Annotated in this window: 23 protein-coding genes and 1 tRNA gene; 11 read left to right on the plus strand and 13 right to left on the minus strand. The window is 48.9% G+C overall.

Annotated features, from left to right (window positions below):
- The first annotated feature begins 48 nt into the window (after positions 1-48).
- A complete protein-coding gene (locus QXT17_RS02135) occupies positions 49-1674 on the plus strand; it encodes a DUF2070 family protein (RefSeq protein WP_342783242.1) in 1626 nt (541 codons plus the stop codon).
- On the opposite strand, the gene porB is transcribed toward QXT17_RS02135, so the two are convergent.
- Genes porB through QXT17_RS02155 form a run of 4 tightly spaced genes read right to left on the minus strand, consistent with a single transcriptional unit; the run spans position 1657 to position 4521 of the window.
- The gene (porB, locus tag QXT17_RS02140; RefSeq protein ID WP_342783243.1) at positions 1657-2553 is read right to left on the minus strand and encodes a pyruvate synthase subunit PorB; all 897 of its coding nucleotides are present in this window, start codon (positions 2551-2553) and stop codon (positions 1657-1659) included. The two genes, QXT17_RS02135 and porB, sit on opposite strands and share 18 nt — an antisense overlap.
- Positions 2554-3717: a transketolase C-terminal domain-containing protein gene (locus QXT17_RS02145; RefSeq protein ID WP_342783244.1), complete on the minus strand. Its 1164-nt coding sequence runs from the start codon at positions 3715-3717 to the stop codon at positions 2554-2556. It lies immediately after the preceding gene.
- A 5-nt stretch (positions 3718-3722) separates the two neighbouring features.
- Positions 3723-3983, minus strand: a complete 261-nt coding sequence (locus tag QXT17_RS02150) for a 4Fe-4S binding protein (RefSeq protein WP_020962493.1) — start codon at positions 3981-3983, stop codon at positions 3723-3725.
- Complete coding sequence (locus QXT17_RS02155; RefSeq protein ID WP_342783245.1) at positions 3964-4521, minus strand: 2-oxoacid:acceptor oxidoreductase family protein; 558 nt, start codon at positions 4519-4521, stop codon at positions 3964-3966. The genes QXT17_RS02150 and QXT17_RS02155 overlap by 20 nt, the downstream gene beginning before the upstream one ends.
- A gap of 64 nt (positions 4522-4585) precedes the next feature.
- Here QXT17_RS02155 and QXT17_RS02160 point away from each other — a divergent pair, with 64 nt between their 5' ends.
- The 3 genes from QXT17_RS02160 to QXT17_RS02170 all read left to right on the plus strand — a co-directional run bounded on the left by QXT17_RS02160 (position 4586) and on the right by QXT17_RS02170 (position 7684).
- Positions 4586-5917 carry an acetyl ornithine aminotransferase family protein gene (locus QXT17_RS02160; protein WP_342783246.1) on the plus strand — a complete coding sequence of 444 codons (1332 nt, stop codon included), beginning with the start codon at positions 4586-4588 and terminating at the stop codon, positions 5915-5917.
- Between the two features lie 186 nt (positions 5918-6103).
- Positions 6104-6202: transfer RNA gene (locus QXT17_RS02165), tRNA-Ile, on the plus strand.
- A 144-nt stretch (positions 6203-6346) separates the two neighbouring features.
- A complete protein-coding gene (locus tag QXT17_RS02170; RefSeq protein WP_342783247.1) occupies positions 6347-7684 on the plus strand; it encodes an ATP-binding protein in 1338 nt (445 codons plus the stop codon).
- Positions 7685-7823: 139 nt separating this feature from the next.
- Here QXT17_RS02170 and QXT17_RS02175 read toward each other — a convergent pair whose 3' ends face one another.
- On the minus strand, positions 7824-8402 hold the full coding sequence (locus QXT17_RS02175) for a CBS domain-containing protein (protein WP_288004368.1): 579 nt from the start codon (positions 8400-8402) through the stop codon (positions 7824-7826).
- Between the two features lie 471 nt (positions 8403-8873).
- Positions 8874-9272, minus strand: coding sequence for a hypothetical protein (locus QXT17_RS02180; RefSeq protein WP_342783249.1), 399 nt, complete (start codon positions 9270-9272; stop codon positions 8874-8876).
- A 1142-nt stretch (positions 9273-10414) separates the two neighbouring features.
- Here QXT17_RS02180 and QXT17_RS02185 point away from each other — a divergent pair.
- Positions 10415-10645, plus strand: a complete 231-nt coding sequence (locus tag QXT17_RS02185) for a hypothetical protein (protein WP_342783250.1) — start codon at positions 10415-10417, stop codon at positions 10643-10645.
- Positions 10638-11243, plus strand: a complete 606-nt coding sequence (locus QXT17_RS02190; RefSeq protein ID WP_342783732.1) for a hypothetical protein — start codon at positions 10638-10640, stop codon at positions 11241-11243. The genes QXT17_RS02185 and QXT17_RS02190 overlap by 8 nt, the downstream gene beginning before the upstream one ends.
- 382 nt (positions 11244-11625) lie before the next feature.
- Here QXT17_RS02190 and QXT17_RS02195 read toward each other — a convergent pair whose 3' ends face one another.
- From QXT17_RS02195 to QXT17_RS02205, 3 genes are all read right to left on the minus strand, one after another.
- Entirely contained in the window at positions 11626-11787 is a 162-nt protein-coding gene (locus tag QXT17_RS02195) for a hypothetical protein (RefSeq protein WP_020962465.1), read from the minus strand.
- Between the two features lie 114 nt (positions 11788-11901).
- The gene (locus QXT17_RS02200) at positions 11902-12228 is read right to left on the minus strand and encodes a transcriptional regulator (RefSeq protein ID WP_342814509.1); all 327 of its coding nucleotides are present in this window, start codon (positions 12226-12228) and stop codon (positions 11902-11904) included.
- Complete coding sequence (locus QXT17_RS02205) at positions 12221-12883, minus strand: hypothetical protein (protein ID WP_342814508.1); 663 nt, start codon at positions 12881-12883, stop codon at positions 12221-12223. Before QXT17_RS02205 ends, QXT17_RS02200 begins: the two co-directional genes overlap by 8 nt.
- 81 nt (positions 12884-12964) lie before the next feature.
- Between QXT17_RS02205 and QXT17_RS02210 the strand changes: the two genes are divergently transcribed.
- Positions 12965-13288, plus strand: coding sequence for an ATP-binding cassette domain-containing protein (locus QXT17_RS02210; protein ID WP_342783216.1), 324 nt, complete (start codon positions 12965-12967; stop codon positions 13286-13288).
- Positions 13289-13510: 222 nt separating this feature from the next.
- On the opposite strand, the gene QXT17_RS02215 is transcribed toward QXT17_RS02210, so the two are convergent.
- Both QXT17_RS02215 and QXT17_RS02220 read right to left on the minus strand, forming a co-directional pair.
- On the minus strand, positions 13511-13933 hold the full coding sequence (locus QXT17_RS02215; protein WP_342783204.1) for a type II toxin-antitoxin system VapC family toxin: 423 nt from the start codon (positions 13931-13933) through the stop codon (positions 13511-13513).
- Complete coding sequence (locus tag QXT17_RS02220; protein ID WP_287911708.1) at positions 13914-14156, minus strand: hypothetical protein; 243 nt, start codon at positions 14154-14156, stop codon at positions 13914-13916. Before QXT17_RS02220 ends, QXT17_RS02215 begins: the two co-directional genes overlap by 20 nt.
- 149 nt (positions 14157-14305) lie before the next feature.
- On the opposite strand from QXT17_RS02220, the gene QXT17_RS02225 reads away from it, so the two are divergent.
- A complete protein-coding gene (locus QXT17_RS02225) occupies positions 14306-15064 on the plus strand; it encodes an ABC transporter ATP-binding protein (protein ID WP_342783205.1) in 759 nt (252 codons plus the stop codon).
- Positions 15065-15107: 43 nt separating this feature from the next.
- Here the strand turns inward: QXT17_RS02225 and QXT17_RS02230 are convergent, their stop codons facing one another.
- Together QXT17_RS02230 and QXT17_RS02235 are read right to left on the minus strand one after the other, a co-directional pair.
- Complete coding sequence (locus tag QXT17_RS02230; RefSeq protein WP_342783206.1) at positions 15108-15557, minus strand: hypothetical protein; 450 nt, start codon at positions 15555-15557, stop codon at positions 15108-15110.
- A gap of 3 nt (positions 15558-15560) precedes the next feature.
- Positions 15561-15785 (minus strand): hypothetical protein, encoded by a 225-nt coding sequence (locus tag QXT17_RS02235; protein ID WP_342783207.1) that lies wholly within the window; start codon positions 15783-15785, stop codon positions 15561-15563.
- 136 nt (positions 15786-15921) lie between these two features.
- On the opposite strand from QXT17_RS02235, the gene QXT17_RS02240 reads away from it, so the two are divergent.
- The 3 genes from QXT17_RS02240 (at position 15922) to QXT17_RS02250 (ending at position 17314) form a co-directional block, all read left to right on the plus strand.
- Positions 15922-16569 carry a hypothetical protein gene (locus QXT17_RS02240; protein WP_342783208.1) on the plus strand — a complete coding sequence of 216 codons (648 nt, stop codon included), beginning with the start codon at positions 15922-15924 and terminating at the stop codon, positions 16567-16569.
- A 116-nt stretch (positions 16570-16685) separates the two neighbouring features.
- Entirely contained in the window at positions 16686-16934 is a 249-nt protein-coding gene (locus tag QXT17_RS02245; protein ID WP_342783209.1) for a hypothetical protein, read from the plus strand.
- On the plus strand, positions 16919-17314 hold the full coding sequence (locus QXT17_RS02250) for a type II toxin-antitoxin system VapC family toxin (RefSeq protein ID WP_342783210.1): 396 nt from the start codon (positions 16919-16921) through the stop codon (positions 17312-17314). The genes QXT17_RS02245 and QXT17_RS02250 overlap by 16 nt, the downstream gene beginning before the upstream one ends.
- Positions 17315-17425: the final 111 nt, after the last annotated feature.

Raw genomic sequence — 17425 nt, forward strand, 5'->3', positions numbered from 1 at the left:
GCGATACGTTGACTAAAATATTTTAACCTCTATCTTTGTTCGGGAATTATGTCCACTGACAATTATGAGGGCTTCAGGAGTAGCTACAGGTGGCTCATCAGGCTTCCAAAAACACTCCACCTAGTAGTCTTTGCAGTTATTATGGCGACTTTTTCCCTCGCTTTATCATGGATCATGCACATATCCACGCTCGAGCTTACAAAATCCCTTGTCTACGCATTGTTCCCTCCAGTGTTCCTCTATCTCGTGAACAGGAGGGTCTTTAATTTTAGGAGGAGCCTCGGCGTGTTCCTCATATATCTCGTTTTCCTGCCGATAATAATCCTTCTCGGAAAGAGCCCGGTATATGGAGCGGTCTTCGAGGTTCTCCTAGGGCTACTACTAGCGGTAGCAGTTTACAGCGTCCATCTTGGGGCCCTATATTCAGCCCTAAACTTGGTACTCATATGCTTCTTAGGCTTCGACACCAAGCTACTCTATGTCACGCTTATTTTCTATGTCTTCTCACTCATAATCTTCACTATTATCGACAGCAGGATAAGGAGAATCGCTGGTGTGAGTAGCCTCGGCTTCCTCGAAGCCTTTCTCAGATATATTCTTTCAGGCGACCACATAGACGTAGAAAAGTACCTCGAAAAAATATCAACAGAGAGGACACTACCCATACACATCTACTCCTTCCACAGCCGTGGCCAGGAAATTGGCAGACTCGTCGTTTCAAACGTGCATCCTGGACCATTGAGGACACTTGGAAGTAGCACCCTACCCCAGCTCGTAAAACAGTGCTCAAAAATCCCAGTATTATTTCTCAAGGCACCAGTTGCCCACTCCGAGAACCTAGCTACGGTTGAAGCTACAAGTCGGGTAGCCAACGCAATATGCGGAGCACAGGCACAGCCACGTGCTAGCTCCGGGTGGGCTGGGGGATACACAACGAGCCTCCTTAGGATAACGGTCTTAGGATTCGGAGACATACCAAGACTAGCATTTTTAGACCCCATAGTTATAATGGAGGACCTCCCATACAGGGTCTCAGAGCTTTCGCTAGAAGAGCTAGGCACAGTTACAGTCGACAATCACAACATGATCGCATACGGCTTCCTAAAGATTGAAAACGAACAAGAAGACGAGATAGCCAAAATAATAGCCGCCGTGAGGACCGCTACCGAGAACAAGACAACTGAGGGAAAGATACAGGCAGGCTTCTCGAGCATAGACTATACAGACAATATAACCATTGGACCCGCAGGCATAGCTTGCGCCGCAATAAGCATAGGAGGGAAAAGGTTCCTAGTGGCGTCCTTCGATGGCAACAATATGGAGCCCGACTTCAAGGCAAGGCTTGTGTCGAGGCTAGACAACATGGCAGACACAGTCATAGTTACAACGACCGACACACACATCTATACCGGGCTCTACCAGGGCAGAGACTATTACCCCGTGGGATCCATTAACCCAGAGCAAGTCCTAGAAAAAGCGGTGAAATGCGCCCAGGACGCGTTGGCCAGCCTCCAGGAGGCAGAGGTCGGTTACACTGTCCTGTCAGTAAGGGACAAGTTCATGGACGGCGAAAAACTAGACAAGATATCAGTTGCTACAAGGAAAAACACAAGGGACGGCTTGCTACTTGTCTTCCTGGCCCTAGCTATATCGGTTCTACTCTTGCTCTTTTAGCAGCTTGGCGATAGACTCCCACTGTGCATCTACGAGCCTTTGGATCTCCTCTATGTCCTCCTCTCTCAGGTGTGCAAACCTTCCCTGAAGCTTTAGATATTCTTTAACAGGTTTTCTCTTGTCTTTGTCTAATAGGTTCTTGCTGGGTCCCGTAAGCCTGAACTTTCCATGGTCAACCTCGTAGAGAACCCACATGCCCGTCTCAACGGCTAGACGTGCAATCTTTACCGTCAGGCTCGAGTCGTATCTCCAGCCCGGCGGGCATGGCGAGAAGGCATGTATATATTTTAGACCATCCTTTATGCCCTGCGCCTTTCTGAGCTTCTCGTAGATATCGTTTGGGTATGCGAGGTTAATCGTCGCTACATAGGGAACCCTGTGGGAAACCATTATCGACGGGACATCCTTCTTAAAGCTTACATTACCCGTTGGGGTCGTAGTGGTCCAGGCCTTGTACGGCGTAGAGCCGGACTTCTGTATACCCGTGTTCATGTATGCCTCGTTATCATAACATATGTATATTATGTTGTGGCCCCTCTCAGCCGCTCCACTCAGAGCCTGGATGCCTATATCAACAGTGCCTCCATCTCCCGCCCAAACCACGACGTTCGCTGGCTTCCCAAGCTTGTCGAGTGCCTCAATCATGCCTGAGGCAGCAGCCGCGCTGGCCGCGAAGGCTATGTGGAGAACCGGAACCTTAAACGCCGACCTTGGATGGGGGCCAGCAATCACGCTCGTACAGCAGGCAGGTATAACGAGGTAAGTGTTTGGCCCTAGAGCCTTCAAGACATGTCTAAGTAGCAACGTGGCTCCACAGCCTGGACAGGCAGCGTGCCCTTTGAGTATGTATTCCTCTTTCGGGAACATCCTGTGCGACATCTATCTCACCCACCAAACATTCCTACCAGTATTCTTGTGAGCATCCTTAACCATTCCAACAAAGTCCTCTGCATAAACATCCATCCCGCCAACGCCAGCCGCATAGTCAGCTATCTTTGCGTCTAGACCCCTAGACGCTATCAGGGACGCAAAGTCCAGTCCGATCGGAGACATGCTCCCAAACACGGAAGACCTAGACACAGTGACTATTGTATCCACGTTTTGGACAGCCTTGTAGAGCTCCTCATATGGGAACGGCCTATACACCCAAAGCTTTAGAGCACCAACCTTCATGCCCTCGTCACGTAAATTGTCAACAGCCCTGTAAGCCTCGCCCATAATGGACCCCATGCCAACGATTATTGTATCTGCGTCCTCACACCTGTAACACTCATACATCCCCGAGTAGTCGCGGCCCGTAAGCTTCGCATACCTTACCGCCGCCTCCCTAAATACCCCGAGAACCTTGTCAGACGCCTGGCGCATGGTATGCCTAATGTCCAGATACTCGGGCGGGTAGGCGAGGTTTCCAAGAGACCCGGGCTCCTCGCTACTCAAAGACGGCTTAAACGACCCCTTCGGCGGCAGGAATCTTGAAGCTTCCTCTCTTCCTAGAACGGAAACAGGCTCATACGTGTGACTAACCTCGAACGCATCCCAACCCACACAGGAGGGCAGGACCACTTCCTGGTTCTCGGACACCGCATAGGAAATCAAGAGCAGGTCGTATACCTCCTGGGCGTTTGAGGCGAAGAACAGGTTCCACCCGCTATCCCTCATAGTATAGAAATCTGCATGTTCGCTCCATATGCTCCAGGGCGGTCCAAGAGCACGTGTAACCAGCCCCATGATTATGGGCAACCTGGCGCCCGACGCCCACCACACCACCTCATACATGTATAATAGGCCATGGGCGCTCGTAGCTGTAAAGGTCCTTGCCCCCACGCTGGATGCGCCTATGAGGGCAGCCATAGCGCTGTGTTCGGACTCAACACGTACAAACTTTGCGTTCAGCTCTCCCGAGGCAATAAAGTCGGCGATCTTTTCTATGACAGTCGTCTGGGGAGTTATGGGGTAAGCTGAGATCACGTCTACGTCTGCGTCCCGTGCGGCGTATGCGGCGGCATAGTTTCCAGTCAAAAGGAGTCTTTCCTTGCCAGCCACAGTCTTCACCCCTCCCTCACCATGGATATAGCCTTGAACGGGCACTCCTGTGCACAGATACCACAACCCTTACAGTAGTCGTAGTCTATCTTGAGCATCTTCTTTTCGTCGTCTATCTCTATTACGCCGTCAGGGCAGTATAGCCAGCAAACGCCGCAAAGCTTACACTTAGACATGTCGACGACCGGTCTCTCGGTTCGCCAGGACCCCGCAGATACAGCCCCAACTGTAGGCCTCGCCAAGAGCTTAACTGCACTTCCCGACATTCTCCCAACCCCTCTTCACAGCCTCAACATTCTTTTCGACCTGGGACCTAATAAGGTCTTTCACGGCTTCTTCGAGATGCATAAACTCTACCCCGCCATACATCCTTGCAGTTGCACCAAGCATAGGCATGTTTACAAGCACTATGCCCGCGAGCCTAAGCCCAAGAGACTCGGCAACCGAGACAGCGTCAAGACAGTAAGACTCTACCCCGCTAGGCAATTTAAGTCTTCTCCCCCCACTATTCACCACTATTTTCCCTCCAGGCTTCAAAAAGCCTTCAAGCCTAAAAGTCTCCAGAAGAGTAGGGTCAAGCACAGCCACGAGATCTGCCCGAGTCACACGGGCCCTGCTAAGAATCTTGCCGCCAGAAATCCTGTTATATGCAAAGACCGGGGCTCCTCTTCTCTCGGCACCGAAGAAGGGTATAGAGAGTGCATACTTGCCGCTCCTAATGGACGCCTCTGCCAGCAGGTTTGCCGCCGTAACAACGCCTTGGCCACCCCGCCCAAGCCATATAATGTCAAATGTTACATCCATAACACTTCGTGTAGAAATCTTCGCATAGAAATATATATATTTACCGTTAATAGTTTATAAATCGATGAAGCCAAACATCGTGGTTCCCCCTCCGGGACCCAAATCAATGGAAATAGTCAAAAAAGACTCCGAGCTACTCATGCAGAGCTTTGCCAGGTGGTACCCCCTCGTCGTTAAACGTGCCTACGGCGTATGGATCGAGGACGTTGATGGAAATGTTTACCTAGACTTCAACTCGGGCATAGCCGTAACAAATGTAGGCCATGCACACCCCAAAGTCGTCCAGGCAATAAAGGAGCAGGCAGAAAAGTATCTCCACTACTCGCTTACAGACTTCCTATACGAGGAGCCAGTAAAGCTTGCCGAAAAGTTGTCAAAGATAACGCCAGGAGCCTTCCCAAAGAAAGTCTTCTACACCAACAGCGGGACCGAGTCTATTGAAGCCGCAATAAAGACAGCTAGGGGACACTTCCGCGGGACACGGCCATACATCATAGCATTCGCTGGCTCCTTCCACGGGCGGACATACGGGTCCCTCTCGCTGACCAGTAGCAAGCCTGTCCAGAGGAGGCACCTAGGACCCCTACTCCCGGGAGTATATCACGCCCCCTACCCCTACTGCTACCGTTGCCCCTTCAAACAGAAATACCCAGAATGCAACACGTGGTGCGTAGATTTCATCGAGGAATGGATGCTCAAGAAATACGTCCCGCCAGAAGAAGTAGCCGCAGTCGTCATAGAGCCAATTGCAGGCGAGGGAGGATACATTGTGCCCCCACCAGAATTCTTCAAGAGGCTCCGGGAGCTAGCAGACAAGTACGGCTTCCTACTCATAGTGGACGAGGTACAGAGCGGCATGGGTAGAACAGGCAAGTGGTTCGCGATAGAACACTTCGGCGTAACACCAGACATAATAGCAGTCGCCAAGGGAATAGCCAGCGGCCTACCCCTAGGAGCAATCATAGGAAAAGCAGAAGTAATGGACCTCCCGCCCGGCTCACACGCCTCAACGTTCGGCGGAAACCCAGTAAGCTGTGCAGCTGCACTGGCAACCATACAGGTAATTGAAGAAGAAAAACTACTCGAAAACGCCACACGGGTCGGAGAATATGCGATGAAGAGGCTAAGAGAAATGCAGACAGAGATACCCGCCATAGGAGACGTAAGAGGCAAAGGACTAATGATAGGCGCAGAACTCGTCACAGAGAAAGGAGAACCACACACAAAACTCCTACAGCTAACCCTCGACACGGCATTCAAAAAGGGACTGCTCGTCATAGGTGCAGGCCAAAGCACAATCAGAATAGCGCCACCACTCACAATCACACAAGAACAAATGGAGACAGGACTATCCATACTAGAAGAATCTATAAAAGAGGCACAAAGAAAACTCTAAGAAAAACTTTTTCCTATTTCATTTAATAGTGATCCTAATAGATATCCTATTAAAAACGAGATCGCAGTTCCAGCTATCGTCCCAAAAACACCTCCTGCATGCCTCCTACTAGTTCTCTGATTAGTGCGTAAATGCCCAGCAAAGAAAAATTTATTACCAAAAAACACCTCTATCTAATGACCTCTTGGGCCCGTAGCTCAGCCAGGTGGAGCACCCGGCTCATAAGCGCGCGCCGCGCGCTGGAACACCGGGGGGTCCCGGGTTCGAATCCCGGCGGGCCCACCATATGTTGGGAAGTTTCTATTTGCTTCGGAGCTTTAATAGGATCTCAATGACTTTGTCTTCCCTGGATGTTTTTGTATGGTTTTTGGGAAAAGTTGTTTTCTGTTAGAACAACTTTAATAAAATGTTGTTTTCTGTTAAAACAGTATGCGTGATGAGGATTTCCGTTGGGTTCTAGCCGATTGGAAGACTCGGAAACTTCCAAGTGTCATCGAACGAGAGATAAAGTTGCCCCTGGATCCGACCTATATAGTCACTGTTACGGGTCCAAGGCAGGCAGGAAAGACGTATAGGCTTTTCCAGCTGGTAGGCGAGCTTATGGCTCTGGGTGTCCCGAGGAGCAACATTCTCTATGTTAACTTTGAGCATGAGAGGCTACGTAGGCTTGACGCTAATGATCTCGAGGACATGGTTAAGGTCTACTATGAGATGTTTGAGCCCGACGTGAGCCGACCTATATACTTGCTCCTCGACGAGGTACAGCTCGTGAACGACTGGGACAAGTGGGTCCGCAGGGTCCACGACTCGGAAAAGTACAAAATATACATAACGGGGTCTACCTCAAAGCTTACAAGCAAAGAGATAGCAGACGCCCTCAGGGGCAGAAGCGTAGACTATACAGTCTTCCCATTTAGCTTCCGGGAATTTATCAAGGCGAAAAGGGTCGAGATACGGGACCCAGAGACCCTTTCATACCTAGAAGAGAGAGGCATAGTTCTACGCCTACTAAGAGAGTACCTTGTCTATGGGGGCTTCCCAAGAGTAGTCTTAGCGGAGACCCCAGAGGAAAAAAGAGCGCTCCTCAAGTCCCATTACAACGCCATATTCTACAGGGACCTAGTTGAAAGATGCAGGCTGGACCCAGGCATCCTCGACCTTGTACTCTCCTCCCTCGTCACGGGCGCGACAGGTCTATTCAGCGTTTCAAAGCTCTACAACTTTGCAAAGTCCCTGGGATACAGGACAAGCAAAGCTAAACTCATTGAATACGTCGAGTGCGCCAGGCAGGCCTACCTAGTACTCCTCTCCGAGATATACTCCCCAACAATCAGGAACAGGAAACAGTACCCCAAAAAAGCCTACATAATAGATAACGGCATCATCACTACCTTAAGCACGGAATCTACAGAAAACCTCGGCAAACTAATGGAAAACATCGTCGCAGTCGAGCTAGCCAGAAACGGCTACACACTAAACTACTGGAGAGAATACGGCAAAAGGGAAGGACCAGAAGTAGACTTCGTAATTACAGAGGGACAAAGACCAAGACAACTCATACAAGTCACCTATGCATCGAGCAAGACAGAAATAAAGCCTAGAGAAAAAGCCGCACTCATAAAGGCATCCCAAGAACTCCAAACAACCCATGCACTAGTAATAACCTGGGACCTCAAAGCCCAGGAACAACAAGGCGACCTAAAAATAACATACATCCCACTATGGCAATGGCTACTACAGCCACAAAAATACCTCCAACCAGTCTAGCAATCTGTACCAGCGCTATCATTATCCAGCTTATTCAACAATTTAAGGAAAAAACCGTGAAACAAGTAAGACCCAGAATTTTATAGGCTCCCATGAAAAAGTCCACCCGTCCCAGCAATCGTACAGCACGCGAAAACAGCTACTGCCGCGGCTTCGCATACAAAAGAAGCTTCGCAATGTCACTCTTAGTAATAATCCCCACAATCTTCATCTCGTCCTCCACCAGCACAGCCGGCAAGCCCCTACCAAGCATCCTCGCAACACTCCTAACCTTCGTAGAGCAAGACACAATCGGCAACGGGTCCGACATCACGTCCGCAGCGGTAAGCATAGACGCCCGGGCATTCTCACGAATAAACGCCCTCAAAACATCATCATCAAAAACCGTCCCCAAGTTCTCGGACCCCTCCTCGTCCAGCACAGGCAACTGGCTAAACCCCTTCTCCCACATAAGCCTGGCAACCTCCAACAGAGACGCAGAAGGCAAAACATACACAACAGGGCTACTCATAACCTCACAAGCCGTCAACTCCTCCTCCATAAACTCCTCGAGCGCCTGATAAATCCTAACAAGAGTCGACACCCTAGGATTAACCTTCCCAGACTCAATCCTAGCAATCAAGCTCTGGCTCACACCAGCCCTCTCAGCCAGCTCCGCCTGGGTAAGACCAGCACGAATCCTCAACAGCCGAAGCTCCTCCGGCGATGGAATGGGCATACCAAAAAACAATTAACCGCAAGCATTTTTAACATTTATGGCAGTGATGACTCCTAGCCGGATGAAAAGTGATTTAGAGCCTAAAAACTGAGCCGCCCGAGCCTAAAATTTCGAAAATGCTTATAAGCTATTCCAAACACGGATAAGCCTTCAAGCACCGCACAAGAAGAAAACACACGAAGCTACCCCCTAGCATACATTTACTCCTGTAAAACTTTGGTTTCAATTATCGGAGCCTTAAAATAGAAACCCTTTGAAACTTTACGACGCTAGGTCACACTCGAATATTTCTAAGAAAAATAACGATTTCTATCAACCAGCTTCATATTTATGATGACAACTTCAGGCGCAGGCTAGACAAGGTCGCCCGGAAATAGAACGTTTTTTGCCCAGAAGATGCAGCGTCCCTGAGCCCGTTCGCATAAAAGAAGGCATTCGCCTTGATAGCTACCTTAAAATATAGGACCCCTCTTATGGATAAGCCGCCTCCCGCCTAACCGACTGGACCCTATAACGAGTGTTCGGCTTCGACCCCCTCTTAACAAGCCTCCCCTCGCCGACGAGGCGGGAAACATACGTAGACACAGCTGTAATCTTCAGGTCCGGCATTTCCCGGGAAGCAACGTTATACAGGTCCCGAATGCTAAACCACGTCCCATCACCAAAATTCTCCACAATAACCCTCCAAATCCTCTCCTTAATGCTCTCTCCCTCCTCAACCACGCCCCCGCCAGAAGACTTGAGAAGCCGAAGCATCTGCAAAACCTGCAGAACCTTCTCCTCGCTGATCTCCGACCCCTCAATAGTCAACGTGATCTTCTCCCCAGACCCCGTCGTATCCTCAATTTTGATCTTAGGCGCCATCAACAACTCTAACAATAATACAACTACGGGGTAATATAACCCCAACTCTTAATTTAACACACCCACTCAAGAAGCAACCAAAAACGAAAAACAGCTCAACCACATAATATTGACTGCCCTGATTGCATACACCTCCAGCACACCAATATCACTCTTAACAGAAAAAGCGCGCCCCTCCATCACTTATGTGCTCATGCTTGGATACACAGCGACGCCAGGGCATGGGCTACCCCATCCATCTATTATGCGCAGCTATTAGATCTCACGTTATCCCCATTAGAGTTATAGGATTATGTTACGGTTCCGAAATCAGAGATGCAACAGCAATTGTTGAAACTGTATAATCATGGAAAATTCTCTGTTTTTTCAACAGATATTTTTCTACTAAACTAAAAATAAAAAGATAATGAAGACTGTGAATAACACCATAAAGAGCCAGAACTAGACCGTTTCCAAAACTCCAGTGGAAACGGAGGGGTTATTTAAACCCCTTTTCCCATCCCCATTATACAGTTATACGGTTGAAAAATCCCCGTAGCATGTATAATCTTCTCAGACCCCTCTATTTCAAGTGGAAACTATATTAAAGAAAAACTTGTGAGTAGAGTAAAAGAGAATATATTATGCCTTCTTTTTTATTCTACTCCAGTAGAAATCCAGGGGTCAATCACGTTTCTAGTAGGCTTAGCTCTTTGGTATGGAGCGGTAAGTTATGCCTAAGAAAGCAGAGGAAATCTTTGCAACTATGTAATCATTTATAAATATTACAATAAGGTTTGCGGCGAGTACTTGGCGTGTGACACACGCTAGATTTCTTTATGCTTGGCTATTACCATTATGACTGTGTGCCCAGCGAGCCGCGCACCGCGCAGTTGTTGTTCTTGTGCGGTTGTGGGGCTAGGATAACGGTCTGTGTCAATACTAGTATTGCTAGGAGTGCTGTGGAGACTTTTCTCAGGGCTTGTTTTTGGGTTAGGGGAAGGTTTTAATTTTAGCATGGTGTTATTGATGGTGGTGTTTATACGGGTGGGTATGTTTTTGGTCCTGTTTTTTCGAGGCGTCTTGGCCGTAGTTTGGGGGTTAATAATATTCCTTATAAGACATGTACGTATAGCTGTGTGTATTGTCAGCTTGGCCGGACGGCTAGGTTGAGTGTTGAGAGGAAGTGTTTCTATGACTGGAGGGACGTGGCTGGAGAGGTTGTGGACATCGTGTCGAGGAATAGGGATAGTGTTGACTATGTGACTTTTGTTCCGGATGGTGAGCCGACCCTGGACGCGTGTATGGGCAGGATTATAGAGTTTGTTAAGGGGGGAGACTGGTGTCAGGGTGGCTGTCTTGACCAATGCTTCCTTGTTGTGGATGGAGGATGTGCGTAGGGACTTGGAGCAAGCCGACGTTGTCTCGGTGAAGGTTGACAGCGTGTCGGAGCGGGTTTGGAGGAGGATAAATAGGCCGCACCCGTCGCTGGTGTTGGAGAGGGTCCTAGATGGGATAAGTGAGTTTTCGTCATCCTACAAGGGGACTCTGATCTCTGAGACAATGCTTGTTAGGGGCGTGAACACGGATAAGGGGGTGTATAGGGACATAGCCACTTTTCTCAGGGGGCTAAGGCTGTCAAAAGCATATATCTCTGTACCTATAAGGCCGCCTGCGGAGTCCTTTGTCGAGCCGCCCACGGAGAGGGAGCTTGTGGAGGCCTACGAGGAGTTTCGGGAGATTCTAGGATCCGGTAGGGTGGAGCTCTTGAATATGCCGGAGCCTCCCCCGAGGCTGGTCAGTGGGGACCCTGTTGCGTGGCTTTTGAATACGTGTGCTGTTCATCCTTTGAGGTATGGGGAGGCCGTGGAGGCACTGGTAGGCAGGGTTGAGGACCCCGTGGGGCTTATTGAGGGGCTTGTGAGGGAGAACTTGTTGTTGAAGACGGAGTATGGGGGGACAATGTTCCTTGTTAGGAACTTTAGGCGTAGGCAGTGAATGTGGGTAGCGTATAGGGCTGGGTCTTTGGGATAAGTTGTTTGCAGGTTCTTTGAGGGGGTCCCTGCCCATATAGACGCCCACTGTTTTTCCATAGTTGACGCTTATGTGTATTCATCCTTACCATGTTTTGGCTAAAGCGGAGATGGTGGCTAGTATGGAGTCGAAGCTGGAGAGGGCCTGCTTGTATTCGAGGTGCTTGCTTTCTGTCTTGTCTATTCAATGTTGATAACGGATTGCTTCCTGTAAATTTACCGTTACGGAACGGTATGTAACGGTATTTCTAAGGGAGTGTTGCGTTCTGAAGTTTCTATGCACCGAGGCTGTGGGCTGTTTTTATAGGGCTAGGTTGTATTGGGCGCGCTGGCCTGCCTGTATGGGTTTATTCGACTAGTGTCTTTACCCGTACTAGGTCGATGGAGTACCTGTATAGAGATACTCCTAGGGGGAACAGGATTAAGGCGGAGAGTGTTAAGGCTGCGAAGTCTTGCCAGAGGCTGCTGAGCCCGAGGCCTTGTAGGAGCGCCAGCCTCGCTATTCTCATCGCATATGTCTGTGGGAGTAGTCGGGAGACTGCTTGGAGTTGTTCTGGTAGGGCCTCGACGGGGAAGTAGTGCGCGCTCCGCAGGGCATGTTCCGTACAAAAAACAAAGAAATATTATTTTGTCTCTATCTGGGATGAGATAGCCCTAAGGACGTCGTATAGTTTCTCGTACTCTTGCCTACCCTTTTCGGTTAGGTAGGCAACTGTCTCCAGTACTTTTTTCTCGCCTGGCTCTTTCCAGAGCTCTACGTAGCCTTGTTCAACTAGTTTCTTTATGTGGGTGTCTAGGTCTCCCCATGACAGGCCGAGTATTTTCCTTAGCTCTGAGAGCTTCATTTTTCCAAATATGTAGAGTAACGAAACTATCATGAAGCGTTTCGAGTTGAAGAGTTCGCTGTTTAAGTTTCTGAGCAGGTAAGCCACGTCATTGGTCTTATGCACCTTGGAGCCACCTGTAGGCTTTACGTATAGAGATAAAGGCGGCAATCCCGTAGCCGAGAAGCGTTAGCCCGACGGCCAAGATGTTTCCCGCGCCAATATATAGGTGTCCAAAATAGTAGACTGCCGGAGATGTTGCCAGCATAAAGACTCCTGCGATCAGGAAGGGTTTTGCTAGAATTTGTCCTTTATTATATGCTTGCTTCTCCCAGACAAAGTGGTTTAAAAGCAGGCCTAGTGTGACGGCCAGGTACCACCCAGCGCCACCCATGTTGAGGGTTTTTCCCATATCGGTTAATAGAGGATCTTTGGAAAGGATTAATGAAATGCTAGCTGTGTATAGTATGATAAATGGCAGAACCCAGGCGGAAAGCTTTTTCACAATAGAGGCTGTTTTTATAGGTGAAGGATAGGGAACGAGCCGCATAGAGAAGGGTATAAGGACCCACATTAAGATTAGAGCCCCAAGCCAAAAGGTTAGCGACTCGAAGAGGTTGAAGACAGTAGCTGTAGCAAAGATTATCATCCAGTACGATGCTATCACAGTACCTATAACGAGGAAGATGTTGGCGCCATAAACCGTGTCAAAGTATTTGCGTAGCTTTATGGTTAGCTCGGCAACTGTTATGCCTTCTACGGGTGGTACGCTTTCGCTCATATTTTTCAACATTAATGTTTCTGGCCTGCTTATATTCCCAGAAGAAACTCTTAAATCAAGAGTTTAGGGGTGGTGCGAGAAATGCCTCTTGACGGCGTATGCGAGGCTTTTCTCTCATCACGTTTATTAAAAATATTGTCTCTGAGGGTCGGGGAGGGCGAGTTTGTATGTGTTCTGGGTCCTAATGGGTCTGGAAAGACGACTCTCATCAAGATTCTGGCTGGGATTATACCGCCGAGTAGCGGGAGGGCTGAGGTTATGGGTTATGATGTGGTTAAGGAGAGGGATATGGCCGTCCGGCAGGTTACCTATATTCCTTCCCTGGCTGTTGCTGGGGCGTGGGCTCAGGCGAAGTTGACGGTGAAGCAGAATCTGCGCGCGCGGCCGCATACTGGAGCACCTTGAGAAATTGTCTTCTGGCTCTGAGAAGCCTTCTGGAGGAATCGGGGAGGCGAGAGTGGAGGTTCTCAGAGACAAGGGGAGCAGGTTCGGTAGGATTGAGAAGTTTTAGGGGGTCTTAGAAGGGTCGAGTTTTTCTCGTTAGCTGAGGAGGTTTTCCAAGGTGAAGGCTTAAAGGGAGGCGTTATCTCAAAAATGTTTTGCTTAGGAGCTGGGAGGGGGTTTGTGTTAGATTTCGTCTAGTGTTTTGACTAGTTGTCTAAGTTGGGGCGTGAGTTTGTTTTTTAGTTTTTTGTCTGCGGTGTAAAGTGTTGTGTTTTTGATTATGGCTAGTGCAATGTATGAGGCGTCGTAGATTGTTATGTTGTTTTCGTGTGCTGTTTGGATTGTTGTGTCGCGGAGTTTCCCGTCTAGTGGATATAGGTCTATGGAATAGGCCTCGAGGGCTTCGCCTATTGTTTTTAGCTCTTCTATTGTGAAGAGGTGTTTGTAGCGCAGGGCGTTTAGTACTTCATATGGGAATAGTTGGGGCGCTATAAGTTTTAGTTCTCCATCTATGTAGCGGTCTCTTAGTTCTAGTGCTTTTTGTGTGCCGTGTTCTTCTACGAACCACTTGACTGCTACGTTTGCGTCAATTACCGCTGTCTCCATAGCGGCTTTCCCTGAATGTTCGTATGATCTCTTCGGCGGGTGGTTCGCCCTTGGATTTTTTTCTGAGTTTCTCGTTTAGTAGGACTGCTTTGGCTATGTTTTTTCTTTTTTCTTCTTCTATTCTTTTCTCTATGGCGGATCTGATGTATTCGCTCCAGTTAATGTCTATTTCGCGCATTTTCTTTTTTAGATCTTCGGGGATCCTAACGGTAATGATTGCCATACATGTACTTTTTGTAATACATGTGTATATGTTTTTCTAGAGCTTACTTCGTTGTTTAGCTGGCTTTTCAGGCGTGTAGCTGAAGTTTGGCGCCGGGGATTTGTAAATAGGTTTATAAAGTCGTGGTTTTAGTTATATAGTGGTATGGTATGCTGATTTATCAGGGCGTGTCCAAAAGGTTTGGGGACACCGTTGTCTTGGATGGTGTTTCCGTGGAGTTTAGACCGGGTGTTGTTCACGCGTTGCTGGGTCCCAATGGGTCGGGTAAGAGTACGCTTATGAAGATGGCTCTTGGCCTCGTGAGACCTGATTCCGGGCGTGTTGTGGTTGGTGGTGTTGACCCTGTCCGGGATCCGATTTCTGCTAGGCGGATTGTTGGGTATTGTCCGGAGGAGGTTGTTCTTTATGAGAGTTTGACTCCTGGTGAGCTGTTCTCGTTTGTCGGTTCTATATATGGGGTTCCAGGCGAGGTTTTGAGGGAGAGGGTAGAGCGGCTCGTGAGGCTTTTTAAGCTTGGGGACCAGGTGGGGAAGCTTTGTGGGGAGCTGAGCTTGGGGAACAAGAGGAAGCTTTCGCTGGTCTTGGCCCTTCTCCACGAGCCTGCGGTGCTCATTTTGGATGAGCCTTTTAATGGTCTCGACCCGGAGTCTGGGAGGATTCTCAAGGAGCTTTTGAGGAAGCTTGCAGGTGAGGGGAGGACTGTCGTGTTTTCTACTCATATTCTCGAGATTGCCGAGGCTGTAGCTGACAATGTTGTTATTTTGAGTAGGGGGAGGGTTGTGGGAGCGGGGTCCCCGAAGGAGCTAAAGGAGAGGCTTTCGGCGCCCGACCTGGAGTCAGTTTTTCTTAGGGCTACTGGCCTCAGCGACGAGGTTAAGGAGATGATCCGGTTGCTGTGGGGGTACTGATGGGCTGGAGGGAGCTGTCCAGGGTTCTTGTTAGGGAGACTGCTTACCGTGCATCTAGGAAGTTTGGGTCTGGGGTATCTGGGAGAAAGTATTTTCTTGGAGGGTTTTTCTCTGGGTCTATGGCCCTAGGCATCCTGTTTATGAGTTTTTTGTCTGTAGTGTCTTCTGTAATGTTTTTGTCTGATATAGGTGCGCTCCCCTTGCTTATGGGGGCTCTCGGCCTTCTCGGGCTCTTTTTTGGCGCCTTCGCCGTGACTGCGGCTACAAATACTATTCTTAGCGAAGACCTTTTGAAGCCCATTTCTTTTATGCCAGTGGACGAGTGGGACCTTAGGATTGCCCTTCTCCTGGTGGGGGTGTATCTTGGCGGCGCTTCGGTGCCGTTTCTGGTGATTCCGGGGGTCATAGTGGCCTCGCTGTATTTCAAGATGTGGGGCCTGATTTTCTGGGGCCTGGTGGAGGCTTTCTCGGTTCTCTTGTTGGCTTTTGGCATTGGCTATATTGCGGGGTCCCTTGGGGGGAAGTATACGAGGAGCTTGTTTTTGAGAGGGGTCCAGACGGCTGTGTGGCTTGTCTTTTTGAGCTTGGCCGGTATCCTGCAGATTGTACCCCAGCTTTTTCCAGGGGCTAGTTTGCCCAGGGAGGTTTTGGACGTGTTGCCCCCGTTTTCCTTTGGGGGAGCTGTATTGGGCTTGGGTCCTGCTATCCTTTCCTCAGTCATTTTCGTCGTTGCTGGGGCGTTGGTTTTCTGGTATGGGGTGTCCCGGCTTTGGCGAATGGCTGGCTCAGGGCTCTCTTCTGTGCCTGTGTCTCCAGCTGGCGGGAGACCGCTTCTGCGGTCAGGGTTTTTTGAGCCTTTGTTGAAGGATTTGAAGCTTCTGGCTAGGAATCCAAGGATGCTCGCATATGTCGTATACTACATGAACGTGGTCCCGTTAATGATTATATTCTCTTTCATGAGGGGATCCAAGACTGCACTGATGATCCCGTCACTTAGCCTGTTTATGGCGGGGTTCGCCGGTGCAGGTGCGGGCTACTTCTATGTGGCTGAGGGGGAGGGCTCGCTTCTACTATATGTTCTACCTGTAACTAGGGGCTGGCTGGCTAGGCGGAAGGCGGCGACATGTCTCGTTTTTTCACTTCCAACAATGGCTATTATAGCGACTCTTGGATATGTTTTTGGGGAACCGAGTATAGCGGTTACAGGAATTATCATCTTTTTATTGGGGGCTATCGGGTCTAGCTTGGCTTTCTCTTTTCTCGCCGCTAGGGGTCTTCCTAGAAGTCCAGCCGTGTGGACATATGAGACTCTCCGGGAGGGCTATGCAGGGGCACAGATTATTGGTCTCCTGTTTGTCATCGGGCTATTCCTGGTGTCTGCTTTTCCTGTTTTTGTAAGCGAATCACAGGGTTTTCACTCGTCCTTGCTTATGGCTCTTTCGGCTTCTATAGCCTTTTTCCTCGTGGGTCTAGCAACTATCAAGGTCAAAGATGAGCCACTATAGGTATTATGTAACAGGTTATAGCACGGCTAAGTGTTTACCACGAGGATTCGTTGTTTTGTGGGGATCAAGCAAGTTTGAGACGCAATATTAATATATTGATGTAGTGCTATATTGTTGTGCGCAGGAAGGTTAGGACTGTAGCTGTGTCTGAGGAAACATATGTTTTGTTGAGTGAGTTTAAGCAGAGGGCAAAGTGTTCCACTTTTGAGGATGCTATACGCATGGCTGTAGAGCTGGCTAATCGTGCCTTGGCCGTGGAGGTGTTTGAATACGTGAAGAATAAGGATTTGTCCGAGGAGGAGAAGCGCGTACTAGCAGAGGTTAGGGGGAGGCTGAGGGAGGAGAGCGCTTGGCTGAGAAGATAGTTGTGGATACGAGTATTCTCATAGATGTGTTAGAGAATGGAGACGAAGAGCTATTTATGAAGCTTTCAAGCAGAATAGCTTTAGTTCCGTTTGTAGCACTATACGAGTACTTATATGGCTATGCGTATCTAGGCAAGAGCGTTGAAAGGGAGAAAAATGTTATCGAGAAGCTCTTTAGTGTTGTCTTTCTTGATCAAAACATACTAATGAAGGCTCTTGAGCTTGATGTAGCATTATATAAGGAGGGCTATAAGGTTCCCCAGGCTGATGTGGTTATTGCTGCAACTGCTATATCACTGGGTCTGCCATTGTTGACGCGTGACCTTCGACACTACCCTAGATTTCAGAAGCATGGTTTGAAGCTGTTGACAGAGCTATAGGTAGACGTTAGTTAGGCTCTGGGTTCAAAGTATTTTTCCTACAAGTTATACCGTTACTTATTGTTCTGCAACTTTCTGAGGGAAGATTTTCAGATCGAGAGAAAAAGGTTG

Origin of the sequence: Thermofilum sp. (genome assembly GCF_038871435.1) — an archaeon.
GTDB classification, from domain to species: Archaea; Thermoproteota; Thermoprotei; order Thermofilales; family Thermofilaceae; genus Thermofilum; species Thermofilum adornatum.

Bases quoted from the DNA above. Each gene is read 5' to 3' on its own strand.
- QXT17_RS02135 (WP_342783242.1), top strand. From the start codon at position 49: ATGTCCACTGACAATTATGAGGGCTTCAGGAGTAGCTACAGGTGGCTC.
- porB (WP_342783243.1), bottom strand. From the start codon at position 2,553: ATGTCGCACAGGATGTTCCCGAAAGAGGAATACATACTCAAAGGGCAC.
- QXT17_RS02150 (WP_020962493.1), bottom strand. From the start codon at position 3,983: ATGTCGGGAAGTGCAGTTAAGCTCTTGGCGAGGCCTACAGTTGGGGCT.
- QXT17_RS02155 (WP_342783245.1), bottom strand. From the start codon at position 4,521: ATGGATGTAACATTTGACATTATATGGCTTGGGCGGGGTGGCCAAGGC.
- QXT17_RS02160 (WP_342783246.1), top strand. From the start codon at position 4,586: ATGAAGCCAAACATCGTGGTTCCCCCTCCGGGACCCAAATCAATGGAA.
- QXT17_RS02170 (WP_342783247.1), top strand. From the start codon at position 6,347: ATGCGTGATGAGGATTTCCGTTGGGTTCTAGCCGATTGGAAGACTCGG.
- QXT17_RS02175 (WP_288004368.1), bottom strand. From the start codon at position 8,402: ATGCCCATTCCATCGCCGGAGGAGCTTCGGCTGTTGAGGATTCGTGCT.
- QXT17_RS02195 (WP_020962465.1), bottom strand. From the start codon at position 11,787: ATGAGAATAGCGAGGCTGGCGCTCCTACAAGGCCTCGGGCTCAGCAGC.
- QXT17_RS02205 (WP_342814508.1), bottom strand. From the start codon at position 12,883: ATGAGCGAAAGCGTACCACCCGTAGAAGGCATAACAGTTGCCGAGCTA.
- QXT17_RS02210 (WP_342783216.1), top strand. From the start codon at position 12,965: ATGCCTCTTGACGGCGTATGCGAGGCTTTTCTCTCATCACGTTTATTA.
- QXT17_RS02215 (WP_342783204.1), bottom strand. From the start codon at position 13,933: ATGGAGACAGCGGTAATTGACGCAAACGTAGCAGTCAAGTGGTTCGTA.
- QXT17_RS02220 (WP_287911708.1), bottom strand. From the start codon at position 14,156: ATGGCAATCATTACCGTTAGGATCCCCGAAGATCTAAAAAAGAAAATG.
- QXT17_RS02225 (WP_342783205.1), top strand. From the start codon at position 14,306: ATGCTGATTTATCAGGGCGTGTCCAAAAGGTTTGGGGACACCGTTGTC.
- QXT17_RS02230 (WP_342783206.1), bottom strand. From the start codon at position 15,557: ATGCCAAAAGCCAACAAGAGAACCGAGAAAGCCTCCACCAGGCCCCAG.
- QXT17_RS02235 (WP_342783207.1), bottom strand. From the start codon at position 15,785: ATGACTGAGGAAAGGATAGCAGGACCCAAGCCCAATACAGCTCCCCCA.